Here is a 21,889-nt window from a genome sequence, read left to right as displayed (position 1 = left end):
CGTAATGCTTACAATTACTGATTCTGCTGTAGAGCAGATCAAGAAGATGATGGCTGAAGAAGGCGAAGACCTTATGCTTCGAGTTGGAGTTAAAGGTGGCGGCTGTAGCGGGCTTTCTTACGGGATGGGTTTTGATTCCAAAGCGGAAGAAGAAGATACGACGTTAACCCTAAACGGACTTCAAGTGGTAGTAGACAATGAAAGTGTACCTGTTTTAAAAGGTGTAGTCATTGATTATAAACAAAACATGATGGGCGGCGGATTTACTATTGATAATCCAAATGCCATTGCTTCATGTGGTTGTGGGTCTTCATTTCGAACAGCAACAAATGCAGGAACACCAGAAGATTGTTAATCTATAGTCCATTAACCTCAAGGTAGAAGATTTTTCTATCTTGAGGTTTTTTTGTTTAAAAATAAGGAAATTAAACGTATTTGAAAGTAAAAAATTCCTGGGGTCAACCAATGAAGAGCACTGGCTTTACACGCTACAAGTAAAACAAAAGAACCCCACTCTTGTTTTACTTTTAAGAAGGTAGCGGTTCGCACAGTGCTTATAAGAAAAGACCGATAGCGGTCTTTTCTTATAGGACTAACTATCCATTTTGGCTTATACCTATAGTACAAAAAGCATGGAAGGTGTATGATGGTTTTAAGAACAAAGCATTACCGATACATTTGAAAAAGGCAAACCTTTTGAAAAAAAGGGGCGCAAAGTTGCAGACCTAAGGTATATATACTGCTAAGGTGGCTGGACTGCTGAAGGATGAGAAAACGTTCTTTTTAGAGTGAGTTTTTCTTTCTTCCACTGAACAAAAAAATGGGAGGTTTTTTTATGTTGAAAAAATCAAGAAAAGGTAGAAGACAAGTAGTAACTAGTTTACTAGTTCTTTCCCTTGTCATGAGTAGTGGACAAGCATTGGCGAACAACGAAGAAGGCATTACTACAGAGCAAGAAGAAGTATTGATAGAAACGGATGAGAATAATTTCGAAACAATAGAGCTTGAGGAAGACGTGGAAACGATTGTAGAAGATGAAGTGCCATCATTACTTCCTAATGATTTCTTTTATTTCTTTAAAAAGCTTCGTGAGAATGTTCAATTGGCATTAACGTTTGATAAAGACAAAGAATCAGAATTACTTGCCGACTTTGTTGAAGAACGCATTAAAGAAGCAGAGGCATTGATAGAACAAGGGGAAGTTGAGCTTGCCCAAGAAATACTTCAAAAAGCAATTGACCAACAAGAAAAAGCGTTAGCTAAATATGCAGAATCACGAAACGAAGTTGATTCAGAAGACGAAAATGGCGAAGAAATTGAGCAAATTGATGAAATTGAAATTGAAGACATTGATGAAGTCGTAGAGGAACCAGTTGAAACTGTGAAAGAGACAGAGGATACAACGGAAACTTCTGAACCGGAGTCTAGTTTTGAAATTAAATATCAAAAGAACGTATTGGCCCTTCAAAAAGCGTTAGAAAAAGTAAAAAATCCAAAGGCACAAGCTGCTCTTCAGAAAAACATTGATAAAGCCATTGCTAAATATGAAGAAAAACTAAGCAAGAAATTCCCAGAACGTAAAGAGGAAGCAGTACAAGAGGGAACAGAAGAATGGGCGGAAGAACAAGTAGAAGAAGTCCGTTCAGAGCTTGAACAAAATGTAGAAGAAGAAAAAGTAGAAGTATTGGAAGCGAATATGGAAACGGAAGAAGAACAACAGAATGATGATGGAACACAACAACAAGAAGAAGTAAAACAAGAAAAGGCTCCACAAAAGAAAGAAGAAAAGAAAAACAATCACAACCTGAACAAGAATGAGCGAAAAGAAGTAAAGAAAGAGCATAAGGATGTAAAGAAAGAAGAGAACAAAGTAAAAAAAGAACAAAAAGAAGTAAGGAAAGAGCAAAATAAGCAAAAAGGTCAAGAACGTAAACAAGAAAATAAAGAAAATAAAAAGGATGAAAAAGATGTAAAGAAAAAAGAACAGGGCAAACAACCATCAGATAAGCAAAATAAAGGGAACAATGGAAAGAATCAATAAACGAAAAGAGTCCAGCACTTGTGCTGGACTCTTTTTGTTTAATTAATATAGGCTGTGCCTTATTTAGAAAGTAGGAAAGTATAAAAAGTTTAGATGCTCATAGATGTCTTTTAAGCTAGATCAGGCATTAAGAAAGACCGCTAGCGGTTTTTCTTAGAACATGCTTGAGCTATGCCCCGGTTGTAATCGTGCTTTAGGATCCATATACCCTTTAGCATTATTGACTGCAGTAGGTGCTTCGCCAAACCCAGTTGCAATTAACTTTACTTTACCAGGGTACGTACAAACGTCTCCCGCAGCATAGATTCCAGGAATATTCGTTTCCATTTTTGAATTAACGACGATTGAATTTTTCTCAATGTCGAGACCCCATTCCTTAATAGGACCAAGGGATGATACAAATCCGAAGTTAACAATGACAGCATCCACGTCCAAAGTGAATTCTTCTTCACCTTTTACTTCTTCAATGACAACTTGTGTAATTTTTTCACCATCACCAATTAATTCTTTAATGGCATGAGGTGTTTTAACATTTACTTTTGAGTTATAAAGTAATTCGACACTATGTTCATGAGCTCTAAACTTATCACGTCTATGAATTAATGTAACTTCATCAGCAATTGGTTCAAGCATTAATGACCAATCTAACGCGGAGTCACCGCCACCACAAACTAATACTTTTTGTCCTGCGAAGACGCTTAAATCATTAACAAAATAGTGAAGGTTTTTTCCTTCGTATAATGGTGCGTTATCAAGCTCTAGTCGACGAGGCTGAAATGCCCCAGCACCAGCTGTGATAACAATTGATTTAGAGTAATGTGTTTCTTTTTCAGTTTTTAGCTCAAAAATATCATCATCACGTTTAGTGACTTTATCAACCGCTTGTTCAAGAACAATTGTTGGATTAAATTTATCCATTTGTTCTTTTAAGTTATCCACTAGTTCTTGTGCGCGAATTTTAGGGAAGCCTGCTACATCATAAATGTATTTTTCAGGATAAAGAGCAGAGAGTTGCCCGCCTAGTTGGGGCATGCTTTCAATAATTTTAACCTTTGCTTGTCGCATTCCGCCGTAAAAAGCTGTAAACAACCCAGTCGGTCCAGCACCAATAATTGTAATATCATAAACATTTTGTTCTTCAGACAAAGTAAACACCTCCGACAATAATTAAACTAACCAACATTTATTATAGTCATATTGGTTTGGAAAGGAAAGCAGTATCAATCACACAATGGGGCAACTTTCCTGTTTTACCTAATGTTCGAGATGAAATTCAGTATATTCATTCGTTTTTTAGTGAAAATTAAACATAAAACAGTTGAAAAAAGTAAGTAAAACAAATATTATAATAGATGTGTGATTTGTGTCTAAAAAGCGACTTTATTTTATTACTATTAATAACACAAGTAGTATATGCAAGTACGTGAAATAGATCACAAATCTTTAATTGTGACGAAGTTTGTAATATTTTCTTACAAGAGAAAAGTAAAATACGTAGATGGAAGTGATGAAGTTGAACAAACCAAGAATAGTAATCTTAGGTGCGGGATATGCGGGATTAATTACTGCTGTAAAATTGAAAAAAGAATTAGGGTATAATGAGGCTGAAATTACATTAGTAAATAAGCATCAATACCATTATCAAACAACATGGTTGCATGAGCCAGCTGCTGGAACAATGGATCCTGAGCGCACACGTGTCGATATTAAAAGTGTTTTAGACACTAATCGTGTCCAATTTGTGAAAGATATCGTTATTGAAATAAAGAAAGATGAAAAGAAAGTAATTCTCGAAAAAAGTGAGCTTGAGTATGATTATTTAGTCGTAGCTTTAGGTTCTGAGCCAGAAACATTTGGCGTACCAGGTGTATTTGAGCATGCATTTAGCAAATGGACGGTGAATGGTGCACGTCAAGTGAAGGACCACATCGATTACATGTTCTCAAAATACAATAACGAAGACCAAAAAAGAGATGAATTGCTTACCTTTGTCGTAGCAGGTGCAGGCTTTACAGGAATTGAGTTTATTGGTGAGTTAAGTGAACGTGTCCCTAACTTATGCAAGAAATATGATGTTCCTCAAGAGAAAGTAAAAATGTACGTCATTGAAGCTGCTCCAACAGCGCTTCCAGGATTTGACCCTGAGCTTGTGGAATATGCAATGAACCTTCTTGAAAGCCGTGGCGTTGAATTTAAAATTAATTGCCCGATTAAAGAAGTTATTGAAGGTGGCGTTATCTTAGCAGATGGAGATGAAATTAAATCAGAAACCGTTGTTTGGGCTACTGGAGTTCGTGGAAGTTCAATAATTGAAAAATCAGGTTTTGAAGCAATGCGTGGTCGTGTGAAAGTACAATCAGACCTTCGTGCTCCTGAACATGATGATGTTTTCATTATTGGTGACTGTGCTTTAATCATAAATGAAGAAATTAATCGTCCATATCCTCCAACAGCGCAAATTGCACTTCAACAAGGAGAGGTCTGTGCGCGCAACATCAAAGCTTTAATTAAAGGTGGAGAGCTTGAAAGCTTTAAGCCTGATATTAAGGGAACAGTGGCCTCTCTTGGCGGTGGAGAAGCGATTGGATTAGTATATGGTAAGAAGATTTACGGTAACTCTGCTAGCTTTATGAAAAAGATGATTGATAATCGCTCATTATATATCTTAGGTGGACCTGGATTAGTGATGAAAAAAGGAAAGAGCCCATTTTAAGATAGGATAAGGGAGAAAGAGGAGAGCATGTCTCTTCTTTTTCTTTTTTTATGAGTAGTATTGGAATATCGATTTTTGTTTACACTTCTTGCATACGGTTGTCACAAAAAGTTCACGAACTAAATAGGTGAGAGGATAGATCCAAGTTGACGACCTTCCACCGGTTGTCTATCATGAATAAGGGGGTGCAGTAGACATGATGAGTTTACCACAGTTAATCATTTCAATTATGCTTTTCTTAATCTTATTTTTCGGAATAGGTTTTCTATTAAATATGATTCTACGAGGAACGTGGGTAATGGCAATTATTTATCCTCTCGTTGTTATTTTTATTATTGATGATGTCCGATTATTTGAATATTTTATTTCTCCTATCGTATCCTTCCAGTCATTGGGTCAAAATTTTATCGGGTTACACCTTGTTGATATTATCATTCTTACTAGTGGATTAATCGGTGCAATTTTATCGGGGATTGTTATTAAATTGCTTAGAAAACAAGGCTATCAAATGTTCTAGAGGCTGAGACTAAAGGTTGTTTTTTTTGAGAGCACTGAAAAAGTGAAGTATAACTTTTTCAATGCTCTCGTTTATTTTATCCTTTTGATCCACTTTTTTTCTTGTATCTTATCAAATTTAGAGATTGTATTATTGAATCGTCAATATTCGACAAGAAAAAACTGAAAAGTTAAATTAATTGAAAATTATTACTCCTTCTCGTGAATAATATCTTCATTTTTTGGAGAAGATTAGTTCTTGAGAGGAGTGAAGAAAATGGTAATTGCAAAAAAAATATTCCGAAGAGTGACAATGACATTATTGTTTTGTGCGGCCTTGCTAACAACTTTTCAAAGTCTATCAGGTGTAAGTGCTGCTGGAATTTCAAACTGGTTCTCGGAGAGGGAAACGTTACTTGAGCGTATTGAGACACCTAGTGTTCAACATAATGGATTGAAGGAAAGTGGTATTGTTCAAAAAGGGCTTTCATTTTTTGAAAGTGAAGAAAAGGAAATTTCTCACGACATTGTTGAATCAGAACCTATTTCATTAGATGACGCAGTAGATTGGAGTCGTTACCCAGCCCATAAGGTTGTTGCTACCGGCTATACAGCAGGAGTCGAATCAACTGGGAAAACACCAGACCATCCTGCGTATGGAATTACATTCTCAGGGGTTCGTGTCACAAGAGATTTATACTCAACCATTGCAGCAGACCCAAATACATACCCAATTGGTTCGATTTTATATATTCCAGGGTACGGGTATGGCGTTGTTGCAGACACAGGTTCTGCTATTAAAGGGAATAAGATTGATTTGTATTATGAAACGGTAGCAGATGTTTTTGATAATTGGGGTAAACAAGAAGTGGAAGTCTATTTAGTGAAAAAAGGAAACGGTAGATTATCTGAGAGTGACCTCCGTCAACTTAATGAAAACGAAGCTGTTCAAGTGTTTAGAGAGAATATGTCGTTTTAATGAAAAGAGGGTGAGACAAAAGGTTTTTTACCTTTAGTCCCACCCTTTATTCTATTGAAAGCCGACTTTGTCATTTTTTTCATCAAAAGGTGGATAATCGTTCGGATGCATGAGAGAAGCTAACTTTTGCAAGCCGACTAGTAATCGTGGAGACGGTCTACAAAATAAAGGTTCTTCAAGGATGTGGATTTGGTCGTTTTTGACAGCCTCTAATTCAGTCCAATTCGGACGTTTTGTAATCACGGATGGATTAACATTTTTTGAGGCAACCCCTACCCATACTAAGCAAATATGCTCAGGTTTTTTTAAGCGAACATCCTCCCAGTCTGTTTGAATACTTGCTTTATCTATGTCTGAATAGACATTTCGACATCCTGCGAGTGCACTAAGGTCAGTTAACCAGTTTTGTTTTCCAGGTGTGAAAACAGGCTTGGGCCACCACTCCCAGTAAATATTCTTTTTTGTTATGTTTTCTGAGATAGCTTGATACTTTTCGATTAGGTCGTAATAACGTTGCACAGCTTCTTCTGCTTTTTGTTCTGTATTGGTGTGTTGACCAACTATACGAATAGAGTCAGCGATCTCATCTAGAGAATTAGGTTGTAATACGATGTGTGGGATTTCTCTTCTTTTTAATTCCTCTACGTTTCGTTCCATGCCTGGGACACTTAATGAAGCAAGTACTAAGTCAGGCTGTAAGGATTCTAATTTATCCATATCAATGTTCAAGTCTGGACCAAGTCGGGGTAAATGTTGAATAGATTGTGGCCAATCTGAAAAATCATCGACAGCAATAATATTTCGTTCAAGTCCTAAATAGGCAAGTATTTCAGTGTTACTTGGGCATATTGAAATAATTCTCATCTTTTCATCCTTTACGTTAAAATGGCATGGACAGTCAAGGATAAAATAATTCCTAAAATCCCGCCAAAGAATACCTCAATCGGTTGATGACCTAAAAGTTCTTTTAATTCTTCACGTTTTTCCATTTCTTCTTTTTTAGGCCAAGTTTTAACTTCTTCCACAAGTTTGTTAAAGTCGTTTACGAGTTGATTAAGCACGGTTGCATGATACCCAGCGTGTCTTCGAATGCCAGTCGCATCAAACATAACGATGACACCGAAAATGGTAGCTATTGCAAATAAAGGAGAACCCAGACCTTCTTCTAAAGCAATTGCGGTTGCTAACGCTGTCACTGCAGCTGAATGGGAACTTGGCATGCCTCCAGTACTAGTTAATAAGGTCCAGTCTAACTTTCGAGTAGCCAAAAAAGAGAGTGGTACTTTAATAAATTGAGCAAATCCAATCGCAAATAGTGCAACCCAAAGTGGGAAATTAGTTAATAAATCCATAAATGCAGGCTCGTCCTTTCATAAAAAGATTGTAAGTATAGTTTATGCTTGCAATGATTATGCATTCGTGCTTTTCTATCTTTTTATACCCTCATATGTAAAAGTTGAAAATCGTTTTTCATTTTTTTGTTTTCGTCTTGTTATACTAGTACTATAAACTATTGAAGGAGGCGGAATGATGGAAGAGCCTTCCTACCCACTTGAGTACTATCAATTCTTTGTGAAATTTAATGAAGGTGATTATTACACATGCCATGATTTACTTGAAGAGGTCTGGATGACTGATAAGAGTAATTTGTTTTTAAAAGGATTATTACAAATGTCAGTTGCAATTTACCATTATGAATATGGAAATATTAAGGGCGCACGCATGATGATGAATGCAGCACATCACTATCTTCAACCATACCGTCCACACTATTGGGGTGTGAATGTAAATGAAGTGAATGACTTTATTGAAACATGCCTGTCAATTATACCACATGACTTAGAACGTATTCCATTTGAAGACGTAAATAACCTTCCGCAGTTTCCGAGTTTCCCATTATATTTAGAAGAATAGATAATTGCAAGGATAAGAATTTGAGGGTGAGATTAGAGGTGAAAATACAACCTTTTGTCTCTCTCTCGTTTTTTGTTAGAAAAATTTTTAGTGTTATTTCAAAACGGGTGGTTGCTGCGCACAACGCATATAACTCATCGGTATTCCTGTTTTTTTATAGACTCCATATATTGTCGAACTATGAGGAAGTGGAAATTATGTGGAGGAAATGGGTGGATATAGCTATATTTGTGAACCTATTTTATGTTAGCTCGTAATAACTACATATATCAGGGCATATGGTGATATAAGCAGTTTGAGGTATATTTTTGCTTTCAGTATGATAGTTAATAGGTATTGTAAAAAAGCATGAAAATAACGTGAATAATGAAAGGAGGCTCAGCATTGGACGGTAACTCGAAGAATATAAGTATGTTTCGTCATGCTTTTCAAACCCTAGACTGGTTGGTTTTGAAGATAGAGGAAATTATTCTGAGTTTCTCAATTATTATTATTACCGTTATGATAGCGGGAAATGTTTTTTCAAGGATTTTGACTAATAAAAGTTGGGCGTTTGCCTATGAAGTTAGTCAGTTTGCAGTGATGATTGCTACCTTTATGGGAATTAGCTATGCTGCCAGAAAAGGAAGGCATATTAGCATGTCAGCTTTTTATGACATGGCACCTTTCCCGATTAGAAAAGCTTTGTCCATTATCATCCCATTTTTCACAGCTATTATTCTCTTGGTTCTTGCTTATTATGCTTATGGATACTTAGATAACGTAAGAAATTCAGGCCGTATATCAGCAGCTTTAGAAATTCCTGTATACTATTTTCTTTATTTTGTGCCGATTGGCTTAATTCTAGGAGCGATTCAGTTTTTACGCAATATGTGGATTAATATTAAAGAAAAAGAAGTGTATTTAGCAACAGAGAAAAAGGATTATTCGTAAAACATGAAATGTCGTATGTGATGTAATGCATGCGTAAATAAAAGTAGAGAGGAACAAGCCATGGTTGCGACATTATTAGTGGTTATGATTGTTTTACTATTAATAGGCTTTCCGATGATGATTCCTTTGATAGTAGCACCCTTACTTGTCGTTATAATCTTCTTTCCAAATGTTGACCCTATTTTCATGGTTCAACAGATGATTCAAGGGATTTCGCCTGAAGTTCTATTAGCGGTTCCGCTGTTTATCTTTGCAGCAGACATTATGTCTACTGGAAAAACATCGAAACGGCTACTAGATTTTGTGGGTTCCTTTGTAGGTCATTTACGAGGAGGATATGCAATAACAACGGCCGTTACATGTACGTTGTTTGGTGCGATTTCAGGCTCGACACAAGCGACAGTTGTAGCCGTAGGTAAGCCAATGCGCCAGCGGTTATTATCAGTAGGATATAAGGATTCGAGTGCCATTGCACTCATTATAAATGCTAGTGATGTAGCGTTACTTATTCCACCGAGTATTGGGATGATTATCTATGCCTTAGCAGCACCTGATGCTTCAGTTAGTCAGTTATTTATGGCTGGTATAGGTCCTGGTGTTCTCGTCATGGTGATGTTTGCTGTATTCAGTTGGTTCTATGCCAAAGTCAAAAACATTCCATTAGCCGATAGAATCGGGTGGGGAGACCGTTTTACAGTTTTTCGAGAAGCATTGCTTCCATTAGGTTTTCCAGTCATTATTGTTGGTGGTATTTTCTCCGGTTTATTTAGTCCAACCGAAGCTGCCGCGGTATCAGTTGTTTATGCATTGTTACTTGAAGCTGTAATCTATCGTTCTATTAAAATAGTAGATATTCCGAAGATTGCGATGTCTACCGGTTTAGTCACATCAGCTGTATTCGTACTAGTTGCAGGAGGGCAAGCATTCTCATGGGTTCTTTCATATGCAAGAATTCCTCATATGGTATCAGAGGCAGTCTTAAGTTTTGACCCATCTGCTACACAGATATTATTTATTGTTGCTATTTTCTTCTTTATCGGTTGTATGTTCGTTGATCCGATAGTTGTTATCTTAATTTTGACTCCGATATTCTATCCAGTCGCGATGGCAGCTGGGGTGGACCCTGTACATCTGGGAGTTGTTATTGTATTCCAGGCGGCACTCGGTTCTGCTACGCCACCATTTGGAGTAGATATATTCACGGCAAGTGCCGTCTTTGGAAAGTCATATTTAGATGTTATTCGAGGAACGCCACCGTACATTATTATGTTACTCGTTGCGTCATTCTTAATCATTATGTTTGAAGAAATTTCATTATGGTATCGTATTTTTCAATGATACCATGTGAATTTTCATAAATTATTTTAACTAAAAAATGGGGGTATTTGATGTTATTGAAGAAGAAGTCGATATTGTTATTGTTGTTAGTAGCCGCTTTTAGTATGATCCTACTTGCTTGTGGTGGTGAGCAGACTGATGGACCTGCCGATGAAGGCACAGATGATGGTTCACAAGTTGAAGATTCTGGCTCACAGGATGATAGTAGTGGTGGTGAAGGTCTAACAGGTGGTCCATATGAGTGGAGATTTGTTACAGAAGAATGGCCTGGTCAAGTACAGTTTGAGTATGCACAAGAATTTGCTGATTTACTCCATGAAAAATCGGATGGTCAAATCAACATCGAAGTTTATGAGTTTGGTGGACTTGGTAGTGAGGTTGACCAAGTAGAACAATTACAAAATGGTCTTGTTGAATTTGCGATTGTTTCTCCTGGTTTTACAGGAACAATGGTAACGGAAGGACAAATTTTTGCTTTACAGTTCCTATTTACGGATGACCTAGAGTTAAACCAAGAAATCTTAAACACAAGTGAAGCGCTAAACGTTCATTTAGCTGCTAAATATGAAGAACATAACATTTTACCACTTGCTTTCTGGCATGAGGGTGCAATGCAATGGACAGGTGCAAGAGAATTACGTACACCTGCTGACTTTGATGGTTTTAAAATGAGAACTCAAGAATCACCATTAATTCGTCGTTCTTATGAAGCGTATGGTGCAGACCCAACAGCAATGAGCTGGGGCGAGTTGTATACAGCTCTTGAGCGTGGAACAGTTGAAGGGCAAGAAAATCCAATCTTCTTTATTGAAGATGCTTCATTCCATGAAGTGCAAGACCATATGACAATTTCTCGTCACAACATTTATGTTGCGATGACAACAGTTAACCCAACGTTCTATAATGGTTTACCAGATGATGTTCGTGCATTAATTGATGAGACAGTTGAAGAAATGCGTCCAAGAGCATTTGAAATTCAAAAAGAACAAAACGAGTCATTGCTTGACAACATTGTAAACAATGAGGAGTTCCCAACAACGGTTATTGAGTTAACAGAAGAAGAGCGTGATGCATTCAGAGCATTAGCTGATGATGTTCACCAGCATTTCATTAATGAAATTGTTGATGAAGACGGGAAGATGATTTACGAAATGCTTCTATCAGAAATTGAAGAAGCACAAAACTAAAGACAACACGTAACCAAAACCCTTACGGTGAGCATGTCTCACTGTAAGGGTTTTTTATTGAGATAGTTTATGCAAATAGCATTATGGGCTCTTCTTTAATATCATGTTTTAGAAACGATTCTGAGGGTATAGAATGTTATGAAAAACACCACAAGAAGGAATAATAAGTAGAGAAAATGAAACTTTTTCCAATCTAAAACGTCTAATATATATAGGCTATTAAAGAGGTGGGGAAATGGTGGACAAGGTAACATTGTTTTTACTGATATTGTTTATAGGTGTGGTAACGATGTTATCTGCCTGTCAAAGTGAAGACCTAGATAAAGATGAATTGGTTATTCAGTATTATGATTTTATTCAATCAGCGCAACAACTTTTCGGAAATCATCGATTTGATGGGGATGAATATTATAATCATGATATAACAACAATTCATGATGCTAAAGATGTAATTGGTGATATGGTTACTGATGAAGGGTTACGGTATACAGTTAACCGTTTTTATAAAGAAAAAGATGGTAAATTAGTATACCATGAAAAATATCAACAGTTTATCGAAGAAACAGAGCTTTTTAGAGCAACTCCTGACAATCCTAGTAGTTATTATCAAGCACTTCGAAATACTATACTTAATCCAGGATTACAGTTTTTAAAGGTGGATGATTTTCTAATTTCTGAACATGAGGGAAAAATCATTCTTGAGGCATTAGAAGTGCCGATTTCGTTTTATCATAGCGACGATGATAATAGGTACGAGCAATTTGGCTATCCAGCCCGAGATGTATTATCTGTTCACTTTACTTTTGTTAAAAAGCAGGGGATTTACTTGTTGGAAAAGTTTTCCGTCGGAGGATAACAAGCTAGCACGTATATCCGTCTCCTCATAAATCGTATAGAAACTTTCACTTTACAATATACTAAAAGAAATATAAGTTAAATGTATCATGGTTAAAAAGGAGTACTCTTTTATGAAAAACATACGGATTGTAACAGATTCTACGGTTGATTTGCCAGATGAGGAACTACAAAAGTACCAAATCGAGATCGTTCCTTTATCTGTCACGATTGAAGGAAAATCATACTTAGATAGAATCGACTTATCGGCAAAAGAGTATGTACAAAAGCTAAAACAAGCCGATGAATTACCGAAAACATCACAACCGCCAGTTGGGGCTTTTGTGGAGCGATATGAAAAACTTGCGACGGAAGGGTATGATATCATTTCGATTCATATGACTTCTGGAATGAGTGGTACTTATGAATCAGCTAGAAATGCTTCCGAGCTGGCCGATGCCAATGTAACGGTTGTTGATTCTAAGTTTATTTCTGTAGCCTTAAGCTTTCAAGTTATTGCCGCTGCAAAGATGGCACAAGAAGGACGTTCTAAAGAAGAAATTCTTACTTTTTTAGACAAGGTAAGAGAAAATACTTCGTTATTTATTATGGTTGATACGCTAGAGTATTTAGCTAAAGGTGGTCGCCTTGGTAGAGGACAAGCCTTAATTGGTTCGCTATTAAAAATTAAGCCAGTGGCCTCATTAGCTGATGGTGTCTATACACCTGTCGCTAAAGTAAGAACACATTCTCAAGTGATTAAATTTATTTCAGAGCAATACGAGGAAGCCACAAAGGGAAAAGAAGTATTGCGAATTGGAATTGCTCATGTTGAAGCAGAACCTCTTGCAGATAAGGTTATACAAGCGTTAACGGATATTAACCCATGTAATGATGTCATCAAAGTTGATACTACCCCTGTCATTAGTACACATACAGGACCAGGTGCTATCGCCGTTATGTATTATACAAATCCTAACTAGACAAGGAAGCTGATTGAAAAAGGTATTTTACCTGTTCAGTCAGCTTTTTTCTTTTTGATCGGTTGATTTGGGAACGTTAGATTGATTTATCCTTTAACCGTTCTTCCAGATAAAGATGGTGCAAGGCCAAAAGGAATTGTACAGAATGAGGAAGTGTCCGAGCAGTTTTACAAAACTAAAACGGTCAAAGAGCGACGGAACCCAAGAAGAAAAAGCCATGACTCCGCACGTTGCACGTGACGTTGAGAAAAGTACTCAACGTCACTGAAACGGCTCACGTCATGGCTTAGAGCGACTAAAACGGTCAAAGAGCGACCGTTTTAGTCGCTCTATTTTACTGCGTCTTTTAGTTGTTTGCCGGGTTTGAATGCTGGTGTTTTGCTTGCTGCGATGTCGATTTCTTCACCAGTTTGTGGATTTCTTCCTTTTCGTGCTGCGCGTTCTCTTACTTCGAAGTTACCAAATCCAATCAGTTGAATGCTTTCGCCCTTTGCTAGAGTGTCAGAAATAACTTCGAATACACTATTTACAGCAGTAGTTGCATCTTTTTTTGTCATTTCAGAACGTTCGGCAACGGCATTGACTAGTTCTGTTTTATTCATGGTAAAACCCTCCCACGTAATCTATGATTTTATTAAAGCTGATATCATGATTGCCGATTTTTCCTGTTTTATACATGTTTTATATATTTTTTTAAAATAAAGCTAAAACTTTTTAAATTTTTTTACTATTTCAGAGATAAATTTACCAGTTGATTAATAAAATTATGACATGGACATGTTACATTTTCTAAACAATTTTGTGTTTAGTCTTGCCAATGTGTCGATGTTCTTTATACTAAAATAGTACCAAATAAAAAAGAAGGAGGATTATGGGATGAAAGGAAAGAAAAATAAGGGTTTTGTCATTTCGACTTTGGATGGAATAGAAAGAGTAGGAAATAAACTACCGCATCCAGTTACACTATTTGCTATTTTTGCACTTTTAGTTATTTTATTCTCGGGTATTCTTTCGGGAATTTCAGTAGAGCACCCAACAAATGAAGGAGAAATTCTTCAAGTTAATAACTTAATGACTGCAGACGGTATTAAGTATATTTTCACAAGTGCCGTTGCTAACTTTACAGGGTTCGCTCCATTAGGAACCGTTCTTGTTACGATGTTAGGGATTGGAATTGCGGAGCGTTCTGGTCTAATTAGTGCAGCGTTACGTGCACTCGTAACATCCGTGCCAAATCAGCTGATTACAGCTGCTCTAGTTTTTGGTGGAATTATGTCTAGTATGGCTGCTGATGCGGGATATGTAGTGTTAACGCCATTAGGGGCGGTTTTATTTGCCGGGCTTGGTAGGCATCCGCTAGCAGGGCTAGCAGCTGCGTTTGCAGGGGTTTCTGCAGGATTTAGTGCAAACTTATTATTAACTTCGTTAGATCCGCTATTAGGTGGTATCACACAAGAAGCGGCCAGAGTATTTGACCCAGCGTATGCTGACACAATCAACTACGCAATGAACTACTATTTTATGATAGTAAGTGTATTCGTTCTTACAATTGTAGGTACTCTTATCACTGAAAAAGTAGTAGAACCACGACTAGGAAAATATGAAGGAAGTTATGTAGGTTCAGTTGATGCTGTTTCTGCAGTTGAGAAAAAAGGATTATGGGGTGCATTAGTAGCGTTTCTCGTGACATGTGCTGCGATTGCGTTATTAATCGTACCAACTTGGGGACCACTTCGAGGTGATGAAGGGCAGATTATTCAATCACCATTCTTCTCATCACTTGTACCAATTATTTTAATCCTGTTCTTTATTCCAGGATTTGTTTATGGAAGAATCACAAAATCAATTAAAAATGATAAAGATATTGCTAATCAATTGTCAGATACAATGGCAACGATGGGTGCGTATATTGTCCTTGCTTTTGCTGCTGGTCAGTTTATAGCATACTTCAATCATACAAACTTAGGTATTATTATGGCTGTGTCTGGTGCTGAATTCCTAGATTCAACCGGTTTTACAGGAATACCGTTATTGTTAACTTTTATTGTTGTTGCTGGTTTCATTAACTTATTTATTGGTAGTGCTTCAGCAAAGTGGGCCATTATGGCTCCTGTGTTTGTTCCAATGATGATGGGTCTTGGTTACTCTCCTGAACTTACACAGTTGGCTTACCGTATTGCTGATTCAACAACAAATGTTATTTCACCACTAATGCCATACTTTGCAATCGTTATCGCGTTTGCACAAAAGTATGATAAAAAAGTTGGAATTGGTACTCTAATTTCAACAATGCTTCCTTATTCAATTGCCTTTACAATTGTTTGGGTAACGATGCTTATCGTGTGGATGGTATTTGGAATTGATTTAGGTCCTGGATCAACAATTAACTATCCTTAATAAGTTATAAAAAAAATGACCGTCAAAACGTTACAGTTTTGATGGTCATTTTTTTGTTATCGTAGATTTTTTTTATGTTTTATATTGTGAAGCGTTGCATTAATTTCTCCGCCCATTATGATGATAATGCCGCTTAGATAGAACCAAAGCATTAAAATAATGACACCACCTAAACTTCCGTACGTAGCTGAATAATTTCCGAAGTTGCTTACATAGTATGAGAACCCGAGTGAAATCAGTTGCCAACTAATGGTTGCGAATGCCGCCCCGATAATGACGATTTTAAGTGGAAGTCGTTTATTGGGGGCAATTAAGTAGACAAGCATTAAAACGACAACCATAATGGCAATCCCGATAATCCACCGTAGTTGGTTCCATAAATCAATGAAAGAGTCAGGAACAAATAAGTATTCATGAATTACTTCGAGAATAACATGTCCAAACACGGGAAGTAAAAGTGTCGTGAAAAAAACAATGACTAAAGCAATTGTCATAACAATGGACATCAGTCGAACTCTGAAGAAGGAACGCGTTTCATCAATGTTATGTGCGGCGTTTAAAGAACGAATTAATGCATTCATGCCGTTTGAGGCAGACCAGATCGTAGCTAGAATACCAAAGGAAAGCAAACCACCTTGAGGTTCTTGGACAATATCTAAAATGGTTGAAGTAAATAACTCAGCTAACTCTGGTGGTGCATATTCGTTTACAAACGTATGCAGTTGCTCGCTGTTAATAGGTAAGTATGGAAGCATGGCCAAAATAAAAATAAGTAATGGAAATATGGAAAGCATAAAGAAAAAAGCTAGTTGTGCCGCCCAGTCCATAATAGGGTCCTTTTTCACTTGTTCATATAATTCTTTACCAAAATGAATGGTACGTTTCAATAGGCTTCATCCTCTTCTAACATAACTTATAGTTAAGATTCCACAATTCAAAAGAATTAAACTCTAACTTCTAGGAAGTGAGTTGTTTTTCCTTTTAATCATCAAATAATGGTTTTTTATCTATAAATCGTGGTACGATAGAATGTGAGATAAACGGGGGAAGGGGAGTTAAAAATGAAAAAACAATATACCGCGAATGAGTCTAAGACATTTTGGCTAATTTTATTACTTATTGCAATTTCAAACTTATTCTTTTTAAATGAGCGTATTGCAATCATTCCAATCTTATTTGTAATCATTGTGGTTGCTGCACTCTTCTTGAGATATGAGTTAATTATGGAAGATGAGAAGCTAACGTTACATATGAAGCTACTCAATAAGACGATTATTACAAGGAAAACAGAACCAAGCAATATTAAAGAAATGTTTGTGATTACACTGCCGACAGGGCCGGGAGTTCTATTAAAGTTAAACAAAGGGCTAAGATGGCGATTATCGAAGTTTAAACCGGAGTCTTTTATAGAGGATTTTGAAAGCTATGCGAGTAAGTATGAAATAAAGTTAATTGAGATAAAACGAAATAAAAAACCTAAATAAATCCCAATTGTCATATAGTAAGATAAAATAAATGACAAACTATAATTATAATTTGAGGAGTGAAGTAGGATGCCATCAGTTGAAAGTTTTGAATTGGACCATACGATTGTTAAAGCACCATTTGTACGTCATTGCGGTAAACATGAAGTTGGAACAGATGGACAAGTCAACAAGTTTGATATCCGTTTTTTTCAACCAAATAAGCAAGCAATGAAACCCGATGCGATACATACGCTTGAGCATTTACTCGCGTTAAATATTCGTCGATTTGCCGAAGATTATGACCATTTTGATATTATTGATTTATCACCAATGGGCTGTCAAACCGGTTTCTATTTAATCGTAAGTGGTAATCCGGAAGTGGATGAAATTATTGATGTGTTAGATAAAACAATGAAGTATTCAATTGAGTTAACTGAAGTACCTGCAGCAAATGAAAAGCAGTGCGGACAAGCGAAATTGCATGATTTACCAGGTGCTAAAAAATTAATGGAATTCTGGTTAACTCATGAAAAACCATTTTTAAAAGAAGTGTTTTAATTGTAAATAGGTACTCCAACTTGATGTTGGAGTACCTATTTTTGAATATTCTTATGAAATTGATGACTAGCTTGTGAAATGATGGTATCAAGGTCAAGAGTGTCTACTCCGTCCGTTTTTGCCTTCAATACAGAATCCATATACTGTATGGCCGTCTCATTTTCTTCCGCTGTTATTGAAGCGGTACAGTCAAAAGGGACATATATTGAATAATCTCTCATATAGGCATCACTTGCTGTGAATTGCACACACATGTTTCCAGCGACTCCTGTAATAATTAAAGTGTTAACCTTTAGTTTCTCTAAAAGTATCTCGAGTGGGGTACAATAAAATCCAGAGTATTTCGGTTTTAGAATAAAATAATCATTGCTATTAGGTTGTAGAATTTTAGTAATTGTCCGGCTAAATCGATTACGCTGCAAGCAATGGTCAATCAGATGGCGAAAGTCTGACTGCCACTTTCCGTAATTATCATTGACGTAAATAACAGGGATTTGTAGCTGACTTGCTTTTTCTTTTAACAGGTTAATTTGTTTTGCGGCGGGTAATGCAAAGGAAAAAAGGTCTTCACCATGTTCAAATTCAAAATCATTAATCATGTCAATAATCAGTAATGCTACATTCGGTCCAATTCGTTCAACATACTCTTTGTCTAGCATGATAATTCCTCCTGTTTGGATAGAGGCTCATAACATGTTCTCAATTGGTAAAAAAGGGAGTAGAATTTTTTAAAAGTCACATCAAAATTGCTGGCTAATATGATATTATTAACGAAACAATCAGAATACATACAAACGAGGAATTTGTGAAAGGAGACGTTCATCTTGGATTTTAAAGAAGTAGAGATATTGCGAATTTTAGAAGAAAACGGACGTGTATCAATTCCAACGCTTGCTAAAATGGTGGATTCATCAGAGGAAGAAGTAGAAGGGATTATTCGTCATTTGGAAGAAAGTAAGGTTATTTTAAGTTATGCCGCTGTTATTGACTGGAGCAAAGTTCATGACCGTGAAAATGTTACAGCTATTATTGATGTTAAAGTCACTCCTCAACGTGGAGTTGGATTTGATGAAGTGGCCGAGAGAATTTATCGCTTTCCTGAAGTGAAAGCTCTTTATTTAATGTCGGGCGCGTATGATTTATCGGTAGTCATTGAAGGAAAGACAATGGCGGAAACATCTAGATTTGTATCGAATAAGCTTTCGACGATTGAGTCTGTGATTTCAACAACGACTCATTTTCAATTGAAAAAATATAAGCACGATGGCGTTGTCTTTGAAACCGGTGAAGATGATGATAAAAGGATAGTGGTGACACCATGATAAATTCAACAAGATTAGCGAATCGCCTGTCAACAACCGTACAAAACATCCAACCTTCAGGGATTCGTCGCTTTTTCGATTTGGCATCAACAATGGACAATATTATTTCTCTAGGAGTAGGTGAACCTGATTTTGTGACTCCTTGGAATGTAAGAGAAGCTAGTATTTCTTCAATGGAACGAGGGTTCACGGCGTATACAGCCAATGCTGGTTTATATGAATTGCGTACTGAAATTGCAAAATACATGGCCAAAGAATTCTCTGTAGGCTACAGTCCGGACAATGAAATCTTAGTTACCGTTGGAGCAAGTGAAGCGATTGACTTGGCAATCCGAGCGATTGTTAATCCCGGTGATGAAGTCATTGTAGTCGAACCAACCTTTGTCTCATATGCCCCTATTGTTTCATTAGTAGGGGGAGTTCCTGTATCGCTTGGCACAAATATTCAGGACCAGTTTAAATTAACGGCTGAGCAGTTAGAAAAAGCGATAACGGATAAAACAAAAGCGATTATGCTTTGTTTTCCTAACAACCCGACAGGTGCTGTGATGACTAAAACGGAGCTAGAGAAAATTGCTGCTGTTATTGAAAAGCATGACTTACTTGTCTTGTCTGATGAAATATATGCTGAGTTATCTTATGACCATACCCATCACTGTTTTTCAAGAATTGCTGGAATGAGAGACCGTACGATTGTCATTTCTGGTTTTTCAAAAGCATTTGCGATGACAGGGTGGCGTTTAGGATTTACTTGTGGGCCGAGTGACATTATTGGGGCTATGCTAAAGATTCATCAGTATACATTAATGTGTGCTCCAACATTTGCACAATACGGGGCGTTAGAAGCTTTACAGCACGGTCGAGATGATGTCGTTAGGATGATTCAAAGTTACCGTCAACGTCGAAACTTCTTTGTTAAATCGTTTGCGGAAATTGGTTTGCCATGTCATACTCCTGGTGGCGCTTTTTATGCATTCCCATCTATAACAGAAACGGGTATGTCGTCGAATGAGTTTGCTGAGAAATTACTAATGGAAGAAAGAGTGGCTGTTGTGCCAGGAAGTGTATTTGGTTCTGGTGGAGAAGGTCATATTCGTTGTTCTTATGCAACATCATTGGATAATTTAGAAGAAGCGGTAAAAAGAATGGGTAGATTTCTTGAAAAGCATGGGAAATAATAATTGTTACAACCGGATGTTGGTATTAAAACCGCATCTGGTTTTTTATTTGTAAAAACGTTTGAAAGATTAAGCAAGGAGAGCGATAGCTTCGCACACTGCGCGCACTTTAATAAGAAGTACACTTATTAAAGTACTTTTTAAAAGATGGCATTGGCTACTCTCATCGCATCTCAAAAAATGAAGACCTTTTTTGATAAAAAAAAGACAAAGCTTTGTGCTTTGTCCTTAAAAAGGGGGAATACTATATGGTAGTACAGTTATTGCCAGAATGTCACAACCTTAAACCTGAAAATAAATAAATTTTACAAAACTTGTTCATTTTCATAAAAACAAGTACGATGAACTAAGTGTATATTGGTAAATAAGGAGAGAATTATCATGGAAAATAGCTTTACCGCCTTTCAGTTGGCGCCATTTTTACTTGAAGCATTACATAAAAAAGGAATTGAAATCCCGACGGATATCCAAAATAAAGTCATACCTGAAATGTTAGAAGGACAAAATGTGTTAGCTCGATCTCAGACAGGGACAGGGAAGACACTAGCCTTTTTGTTGCCGATTCTTTCAAAACTAGATTCTTCAAATAAAGACCTACAGGCTCTTATCCTCTCACCAACTCATGAACTAGCTATGCAAACGTATGAAGTGGTTAAAGAATTAACAGCCGGGACAGGCATTCTATCAGACGCATTTATTGGGAGTGCCAATATTAATCGTCAGCTAGATAAATTAAAAAAACAAAAACCGCAAATTGTTGTAGGTACTCCTGGTCGGGTGTTAGAACTTGTAGAACGTAAGAAACTAAAGATGCATCAAGTAAAATTTGTAGCTGTGGATGAGGCGGATCGTTTTGTTCAAGAGAGAGAACAGTGGAAAACAGTTGTGCAATTGTTAAAACGGATTGATAAAAATAGTCAATATATCTTTGTGTCGGCGACAATGAATGAGCAAGTGAAAAGAATACTATCTGAGGAAGTATATTCTCCGGTTTATCTTTCGGCTGAAGGGGAATTAGTATCTACAGAGAATGTTGATCATGGTTATATGATTTGCGATTTGCGTGACAGAATAAACGTAATCCAAAAATTAACTCGAAATATTCCAATTGAACGAGGAATTGTCTTTGTTAATCATATTGATAAAGTCAATGAAACGACAGAAAAATTACAGTACAAAGGCATTAAAGCACTGTCGATATCAGCTGATTTAGAAAAAACAGCTCGTGCCAAGGCATTGAAGATGTTTCATGAAGGAGAAGTGCATATTTTAGTGGCCTCAGATGTGGCGGCAAGAGGATTAGATGTTTCTGATGTGACACATATTATAAATCTGCATCTCCCATTTGATGAAGAGGCTTATCTGCATCGAGCGGGACGAACAGGGAGAATGGGAAAATCCGGAACTGTTCTGTCATTTGCTGAACCAAGAGAGCTTTTTATTATTGAAAAGTTTGAAAAGGCTTTAGGAATGACGATAGAACAATGGAAATATGAAAGAGGCCAACTTTCCCTTAAACAGAAATGAACTGGGCAATAGGGCTTAATTGGT

Annotated in this window: 23 protein-coding genes and 1 riboswitch; of the genes, 17 read left to right on the top strand and 6 right to left on the bottom strand. The window is 36.8% G+C overall.

Features of this window, described 5'->3' with window-relative positions; translation table 11 throughout:
• The first annotated feature begins 4 nt into the window (after positions 1-4).
• Positions 5-355 (top strand): HesB/IscA family protein, encoded by a 351-nt coding sequence (locus BK585_RS19735; protein ID WP_078555641.1) that lies wholly within the window; start codon positions 5-7, stop codon positions 353-355.
• Between the two features lie 321 nt (positions 356-676).
• Positions 677-764, top strand: a riboswitch (cyclic di-GMP riboswitch).
• A gap of 71 nt (positions 765-835) precedes the next feature.
• Positions 836-2,041 (top strand): DUF5667 domain-containing protein, encoded by a 1,206-nt coding sequence (locus tag BK585_RS19730; protein WP_078555640.1) that lies wholly within the window; start codon positions 836-838, stop codon positions 2,039-2,041.
• Between the two features lie 153 nt (positions 2,042-2,194).
• Here BK585_RS19730 and BK585_RS19725 read toward each other — a convergent pair whose 3' ends face one another.
• A complete protein-coding gene (locus BK585_RS19725; protein ID WP_078555639.1) occupies positions 2,195-3,187 on the bottom strand; it encodes an NAD(P)/FAD-dependent oxidoreductase in 993 nt (330 codons plus the stop codon).
• Between the two features lie 367 nt (positions 3,188-3,554).
• Here BK585_RS19725 and BK585_RS19720 point away from each other — a divergent pair, with 367 nt between their 5' ends.
• The 3 genes from BK585_RS19720 (at position 3,555) to BK585_RS19710 (ending at position 6,228) form a co-directional block, all read left to right on the top strand.
• Positions 3,555-4,754: an NAD(P)/FAD-dependent oxidoreductase gene (locus BK585_RS19720; RefSeq protein WP_078556933.1), complete on the top strand. Its 1,200-nt coding sequence runs from the start codon at positions 3,555-3,557 to the stop codon at positions 4,752-4,754.
• Between the two features lie 199 nt (positions 4,755-4,953).
• Positions 4,954-5,271 carry a YuiB family protein gene (locus BK585_RS19715; RefSeq protein ID WP_078556931.1) on the top strand — a complete coding sequence of 106 codons (318 nt, stop codon included), beginning with the start codon at positions 4,954-4,956 and terminating at the stop codon, positions 5,269-5,271.
• A 255-nt stretch (positions 5,272-5,526) separates the two neighbouring features.
• Positions 5,527-6,228 (top strand): 3D domain-containing protein, encoded by a 702-nt coding sequence (locus tag BK585_RS19710; protein WP_078555638.1) that lies wholly within the window; start codon positions 5,527-5,529, stop codon positions 6,226-6,228.
• A 51-nt stretch (positions 6,229-6,279) separates the two neighbouring features.
• Here BK585_RS19710 and BK585_RS19705 read toward each other — a convergent pair whose 3' ends face one another.
• Together BK585_RS19705 and BK585_RS19700 are read right to left on the bottom strand one after the other, a co-directional pair.
• Positions 6,280-7,092: a cobalamin-binding protein gene (locus BK585_RS19705; RefSeq protein ID WP_078555637.1), complete on the bottom strand. Its 813-nt coding sequence runs from the start codon at positions 7,090-7,092 to the stop codon at positions 6,280-6,282.
• Positions 7,093-7,103: 11 nt separating this feature from the next.
• Positions 7,104-7,580, bottom strand: coding sequence for a divergent PAP2 family protein (locus BK585_RS19700; RefSeq protein WP_078555636.1), 477 nt, complete (start codon positions 7,578-7,580; stop codon positions 7,104-7,106).
• A gap of 178 nt (positions 7,581-7,758) precedes the next feature.
• On the opposite strand from BK585_RS19700, the gene BK585_RS19695 reads away from it, so the two are divergent.
• From BK585_RS19695 to BK585_RS19670, 6 genes are all read left to right on the top strand, one after another.
• Entirely contained in the window at positions 7,759-8,142 is a 384-nt protein-coding gene (locus BK585_RS19695; protein ID WP_078555635.1) for a DUF309 domain-containing protein, read from the top strand.
• Between the two features lie 384 nt (positions 8,143-8,526).
• On the top strand, positions 8,527-9,075 hold the full coding sequence (locus tag BK585_RS19690; RefSeq protein WP_245805871.1) for a TRAP transporter small permease: 549 nt from the start codon (positions 8,527-8,529) through the stop codon (positions 9,073-9,075).
• A gap of 60 nt (positions 9,076-9,135) precedes the next feature.
• Positions 9,136-10,413, top strand: coding sequence for a TRAP transporter large permease (locus BK585_RS19685; RefSeq protein ID WP_078555634.1), 1,278 nt, complete (start codon positions 9,136-9,138; stop codon positions 10,411-10,413).
• Positions 10,414-10,463: 50 nt separating this feature from the next.
• Complete coding sequence (dctP, locus tag BK585_RS19680; protein ID WP_078555633.1) at positions 10,464-11,600, top strand: TRAP transporter substrate-binding protein DctP; 1,137 nt, start codon at positions 10,464-10,466, stop codon at positions 11,598-11,600.
• A 238-nt stretch (positions 11,601-11,838) separates the two neighbouring features.
• Entirely contained in the window at positions 11,839-12,456 is a 618-nt protein-coding gene (locus tag BK585_RS19675) for a hypothetical protein (protein WP_139367599.1), read from the top strand.
• 112 nt (positions 12,457-12,568) lie between these two features.
• A complete protein-coding gene (locus BK585_RS19670; RefSeq protein ID WP_078555631.1) occupies positions 12,569-13,417 on the top strand; it encodes a DegV family protein in 849 nt (282 codons plus the stop codon).
• Between the two features lie 329 nt (positions 13,418-13,746).
• Here BK585_RS19670 and BK585_RS19665 read toward each other — a convergent pair whose 3' ends face one another.
• On the bottom strand, positions 13,747-14,019 hold the full coding sequence (locus BK585_RS19665; RefSeq protein WP_078555630.1) for an HU family DNA-binding protein: 273 nt from the start codon (positions 14,017-14,019) through the stop codon (positions 13,747-13,749).
• Positions 14,020-14,293: 274 nt separating this feature from the next.
• Between BK585_RS19665 and BK585_RS19660 the strand changes: the two genes are divergently transcribed.
• Positions 14,294-15,814 carry an AbgT family transporter gene (locus tag BK585_RS19660; RefSeq protein ID WP_078555629.1) on the top strand — a complete coding sequence of 507 codons (1,521 nt, stop codon included), beginning with the start codon at positions 14,294-14,296 and terminating at the stop codon, positions 15,812-15,814.
• Positions 15,815-15,870: 56 nt separating this feature from the next.
• Here BK585_RS19660 and BK585_RS19655 read toward each other — a convergent pair whose 3' ends face one another.
• Positions 15,871-16,701, bottom strand: coding sequence for a YihY/virulence factor BrkB family protein (locus BK585_RS19655; RefSeq protein ID WP_078555628.1), 831 nt, complete (start codon positions 16,699-16,701; stop codon positions 15,871-15,873).
• A gap of 174 nt (positions 16,702-16,875) precedes the next feature.
• On the opposite strand from BK585_RS19655, the gene BK585_RS19650 reads away from it, so the two are divergent.
• Positions 16,876-17,298 carry a hypothetical protein gene (locus tag BK585_RS19650; protein WP_078555627.1) on the top strand — a complete coding sequence of 141 codons (423 nt, stop codon included), beginning with the start codon at positions 16,876-16,878 and terminating at the stop codon, positions 17,296-17,298.
• Positions 17,299-17,367: 69 nt separating this feature from the next.
• Positions 17,368-17,838, top strand: a complete 471-nt coding sequence (locus BK585_RS19645) for an S-ribosylhomocysteine lyase (protein WP_078555626.1) — start codon at positions 17,368-17,370, stop codon at positions 17,836-17,838.
• A gap of 35 nt (positions 17,839-17,873) precedes the next feature.
• On the opposite strand, the gene BK585_RS19640 is transcribed toward BK585_RS19645, so the two are convergent.
• Positions 17,874-18,497: a cysteine hydrolase family protein gene (locus tag BK585_RS19640; RefSeq protein WP_078555625.1), complete on the bottom strand. Its 624-nt coding sequence runs from the start codon at positions 18,495-18,497 to the stop codon at positions 17,874-17,876.
• A 165-nt stretch (positions 18,498-18,662) separates the two neighbouring features.
• On the opposite strand from BK585_RS19640, the gene BK585_RS19635 reads away from it, so the two are divergent.
• From BK585_RS19635 to BK585_RS19625, 3 genes are all read left to right on the top strand, one after another.
• Entirely contained in the window at positions 18,663-19,160 is a 498-nt protein-coding gene (locus tag BK585_RS19635) for an Lrp/AsnC family transcriptional regulator (RefSeq protein ID WP_078555624.1), read from the top strand.
• A complete protein-coding gene (locus BK585_RS19630) occupies positions 19,157-20,338 on the top strand; it encodes an aminotransferase (protein ID WP_078555623.1) in 1,182 nt (393 codons plus the stop codon). The genes BK585_RS19635 and BK585_RS19630 overlap by 4 nt, the downstream gene beginning before the upstream one ends.
• A gap of 381 nt (positions 20,339-20,719) precedes the next feature.
• The gene (locus BK585_RS19625; protein WP_078555622.1) at positions 20,720-21,865 is read left to right on the top strand and encodes a DEAD/DEAH box helicase; all 1,146 of its coding nucleotides are present in this window, start codon (positions 20,720-20,722) and stop codon (positions 21,863-21,865) included.
• The last annotated feature ends 24 nt before the right edge of the window (positions 21,866-21,889 follow it).

This window comes from Bacillus alkalicellulosilyticus (assembly GCF_002019795.1).
Classification (GTDB): domain Bacteria; phylum Bacillota; class Bacilli; order Bacillales; family Bacillaceae_F; genus Bacillus_AO; species Bacillus_AO alkalicellulosilyticum.
This window is presented reverse-complemented; position numbering and strand designations above follow the sequence as displayed.

Bases quoted from the DNA above. Each gene is read 5' to 3' on its own strand.
- BK585_RS19625 (WP_078555622.1), top strand. From the start codon at position 20,720: ATGGAAAATAGCTTTACCGCCTTTCAGTTGGCGCCATTTTTACTTGAA.
- BK585_RS19670 (WP_078555631.1), top strand. From the start codon at position 12,569: ATGAAAAACATACGGATTGTAACAGATTCTACGGTTGATTTGCCAGAT.
- BK585_RS19685 (WP_078555634.1), top strand. From the start codon at position 9,136: ATGGTTGCGACATTATTAGTGGTTATGATTGTTTTACTATTAATAGGC.
- BK585_RS19700 (WP_078555636.1), bottom strand. From the start codon at position 7,580: ATGGATTTATTAACTAATTTCCCACTTTGGGTTGCACTATTTGCGATT.
- BK585_RS19645 (WP_078555626.1), top strand. From the start codon at position 17,368: ATGCCATCAGTTGAAAGTTTTGAATTGGACCATACGATTGTTAAAGCA.
- BK585_RS19665 (WP_078555630.1), bottom strand. From the start codon at position 14,019: ATGAATAAAACAGAACTAGTCAATGCCGTTGCCGAACGTTCTGAAATG.
- BK585_RS19715 (WP_078556931.1), top strand. From the start codon at position 4,954: ATGAGTTTACCACAGTTAATCATTTCAATTATGCTTTTCTTAATCTTA.
- BK585_RS19710 (WP_078555638.1), top strand. From the start codon at position 5,527: ATGGTAATTGCAAAAAAAATATTCCGAAGAGTGACAATGACATTATTG.
- BK585_RS19730 (WP_078555640.1), top strand. From the start codon at position 836: ATGTTGAAAAAATCAAGAAAAGGTAGAAGACAAGTAGTAACTAGTTTA.
- BK585_RS19640 (WP_078555625.1), bottom strand. From the start codon at position 18,497: ATGCTAGACAAAGAGTATGTTGAACGAATTGGACCGAATGTAGCATTA.
- BK585_RS19650 (WP_078555627.1), top strand. From the start codon at position 16,876: ATGAAAAAACAATATACCGCGAATGAGTCTAAGACATTTTGGCTAATT.
- BK585_RS19695 (WP_078555635.1), top strand. From the start codon at position 7,759: ATGGAAGAGCCTTCCTACCCACTTGAGTACTATCAATTCTTTGTGAAA.
- BK585_RS19735 (WP_078555641.1), top strand. From the start codon at position 5: ATGCTTACAATTACTGATTCTGCTGTAGAGCAGATCAAGAAGATGATG.
- BK585_RS19630 (WP_078555623.1), top strand. From the start codon at position 19,157: ATGATAAATTCAACAAGATTAGCGAATCGCCTGTCAACAACCGTACAA.
- dctP (WP_078555633.1), top strand. From the start codon at position 10,464: ATGTTATTGAAGAAGAAGTCGATATTGTTATTGTTGTTAGTAGCCGCT.
- BK585_RS19660 (WP_078555629.1), top strand. From the start codon at position 14,294: ATGAAAGGAAAGAAAAATAAGGGTTTTGTCATTTCGACTTTGGATGGA.
- BK585_RS19705 (WP_078555637.1), bottom strand. From the start codon at position 7,092: ATGAGAATTATTTCAATATGCCCAAGTAACACTGAAATACTTGCCTAT.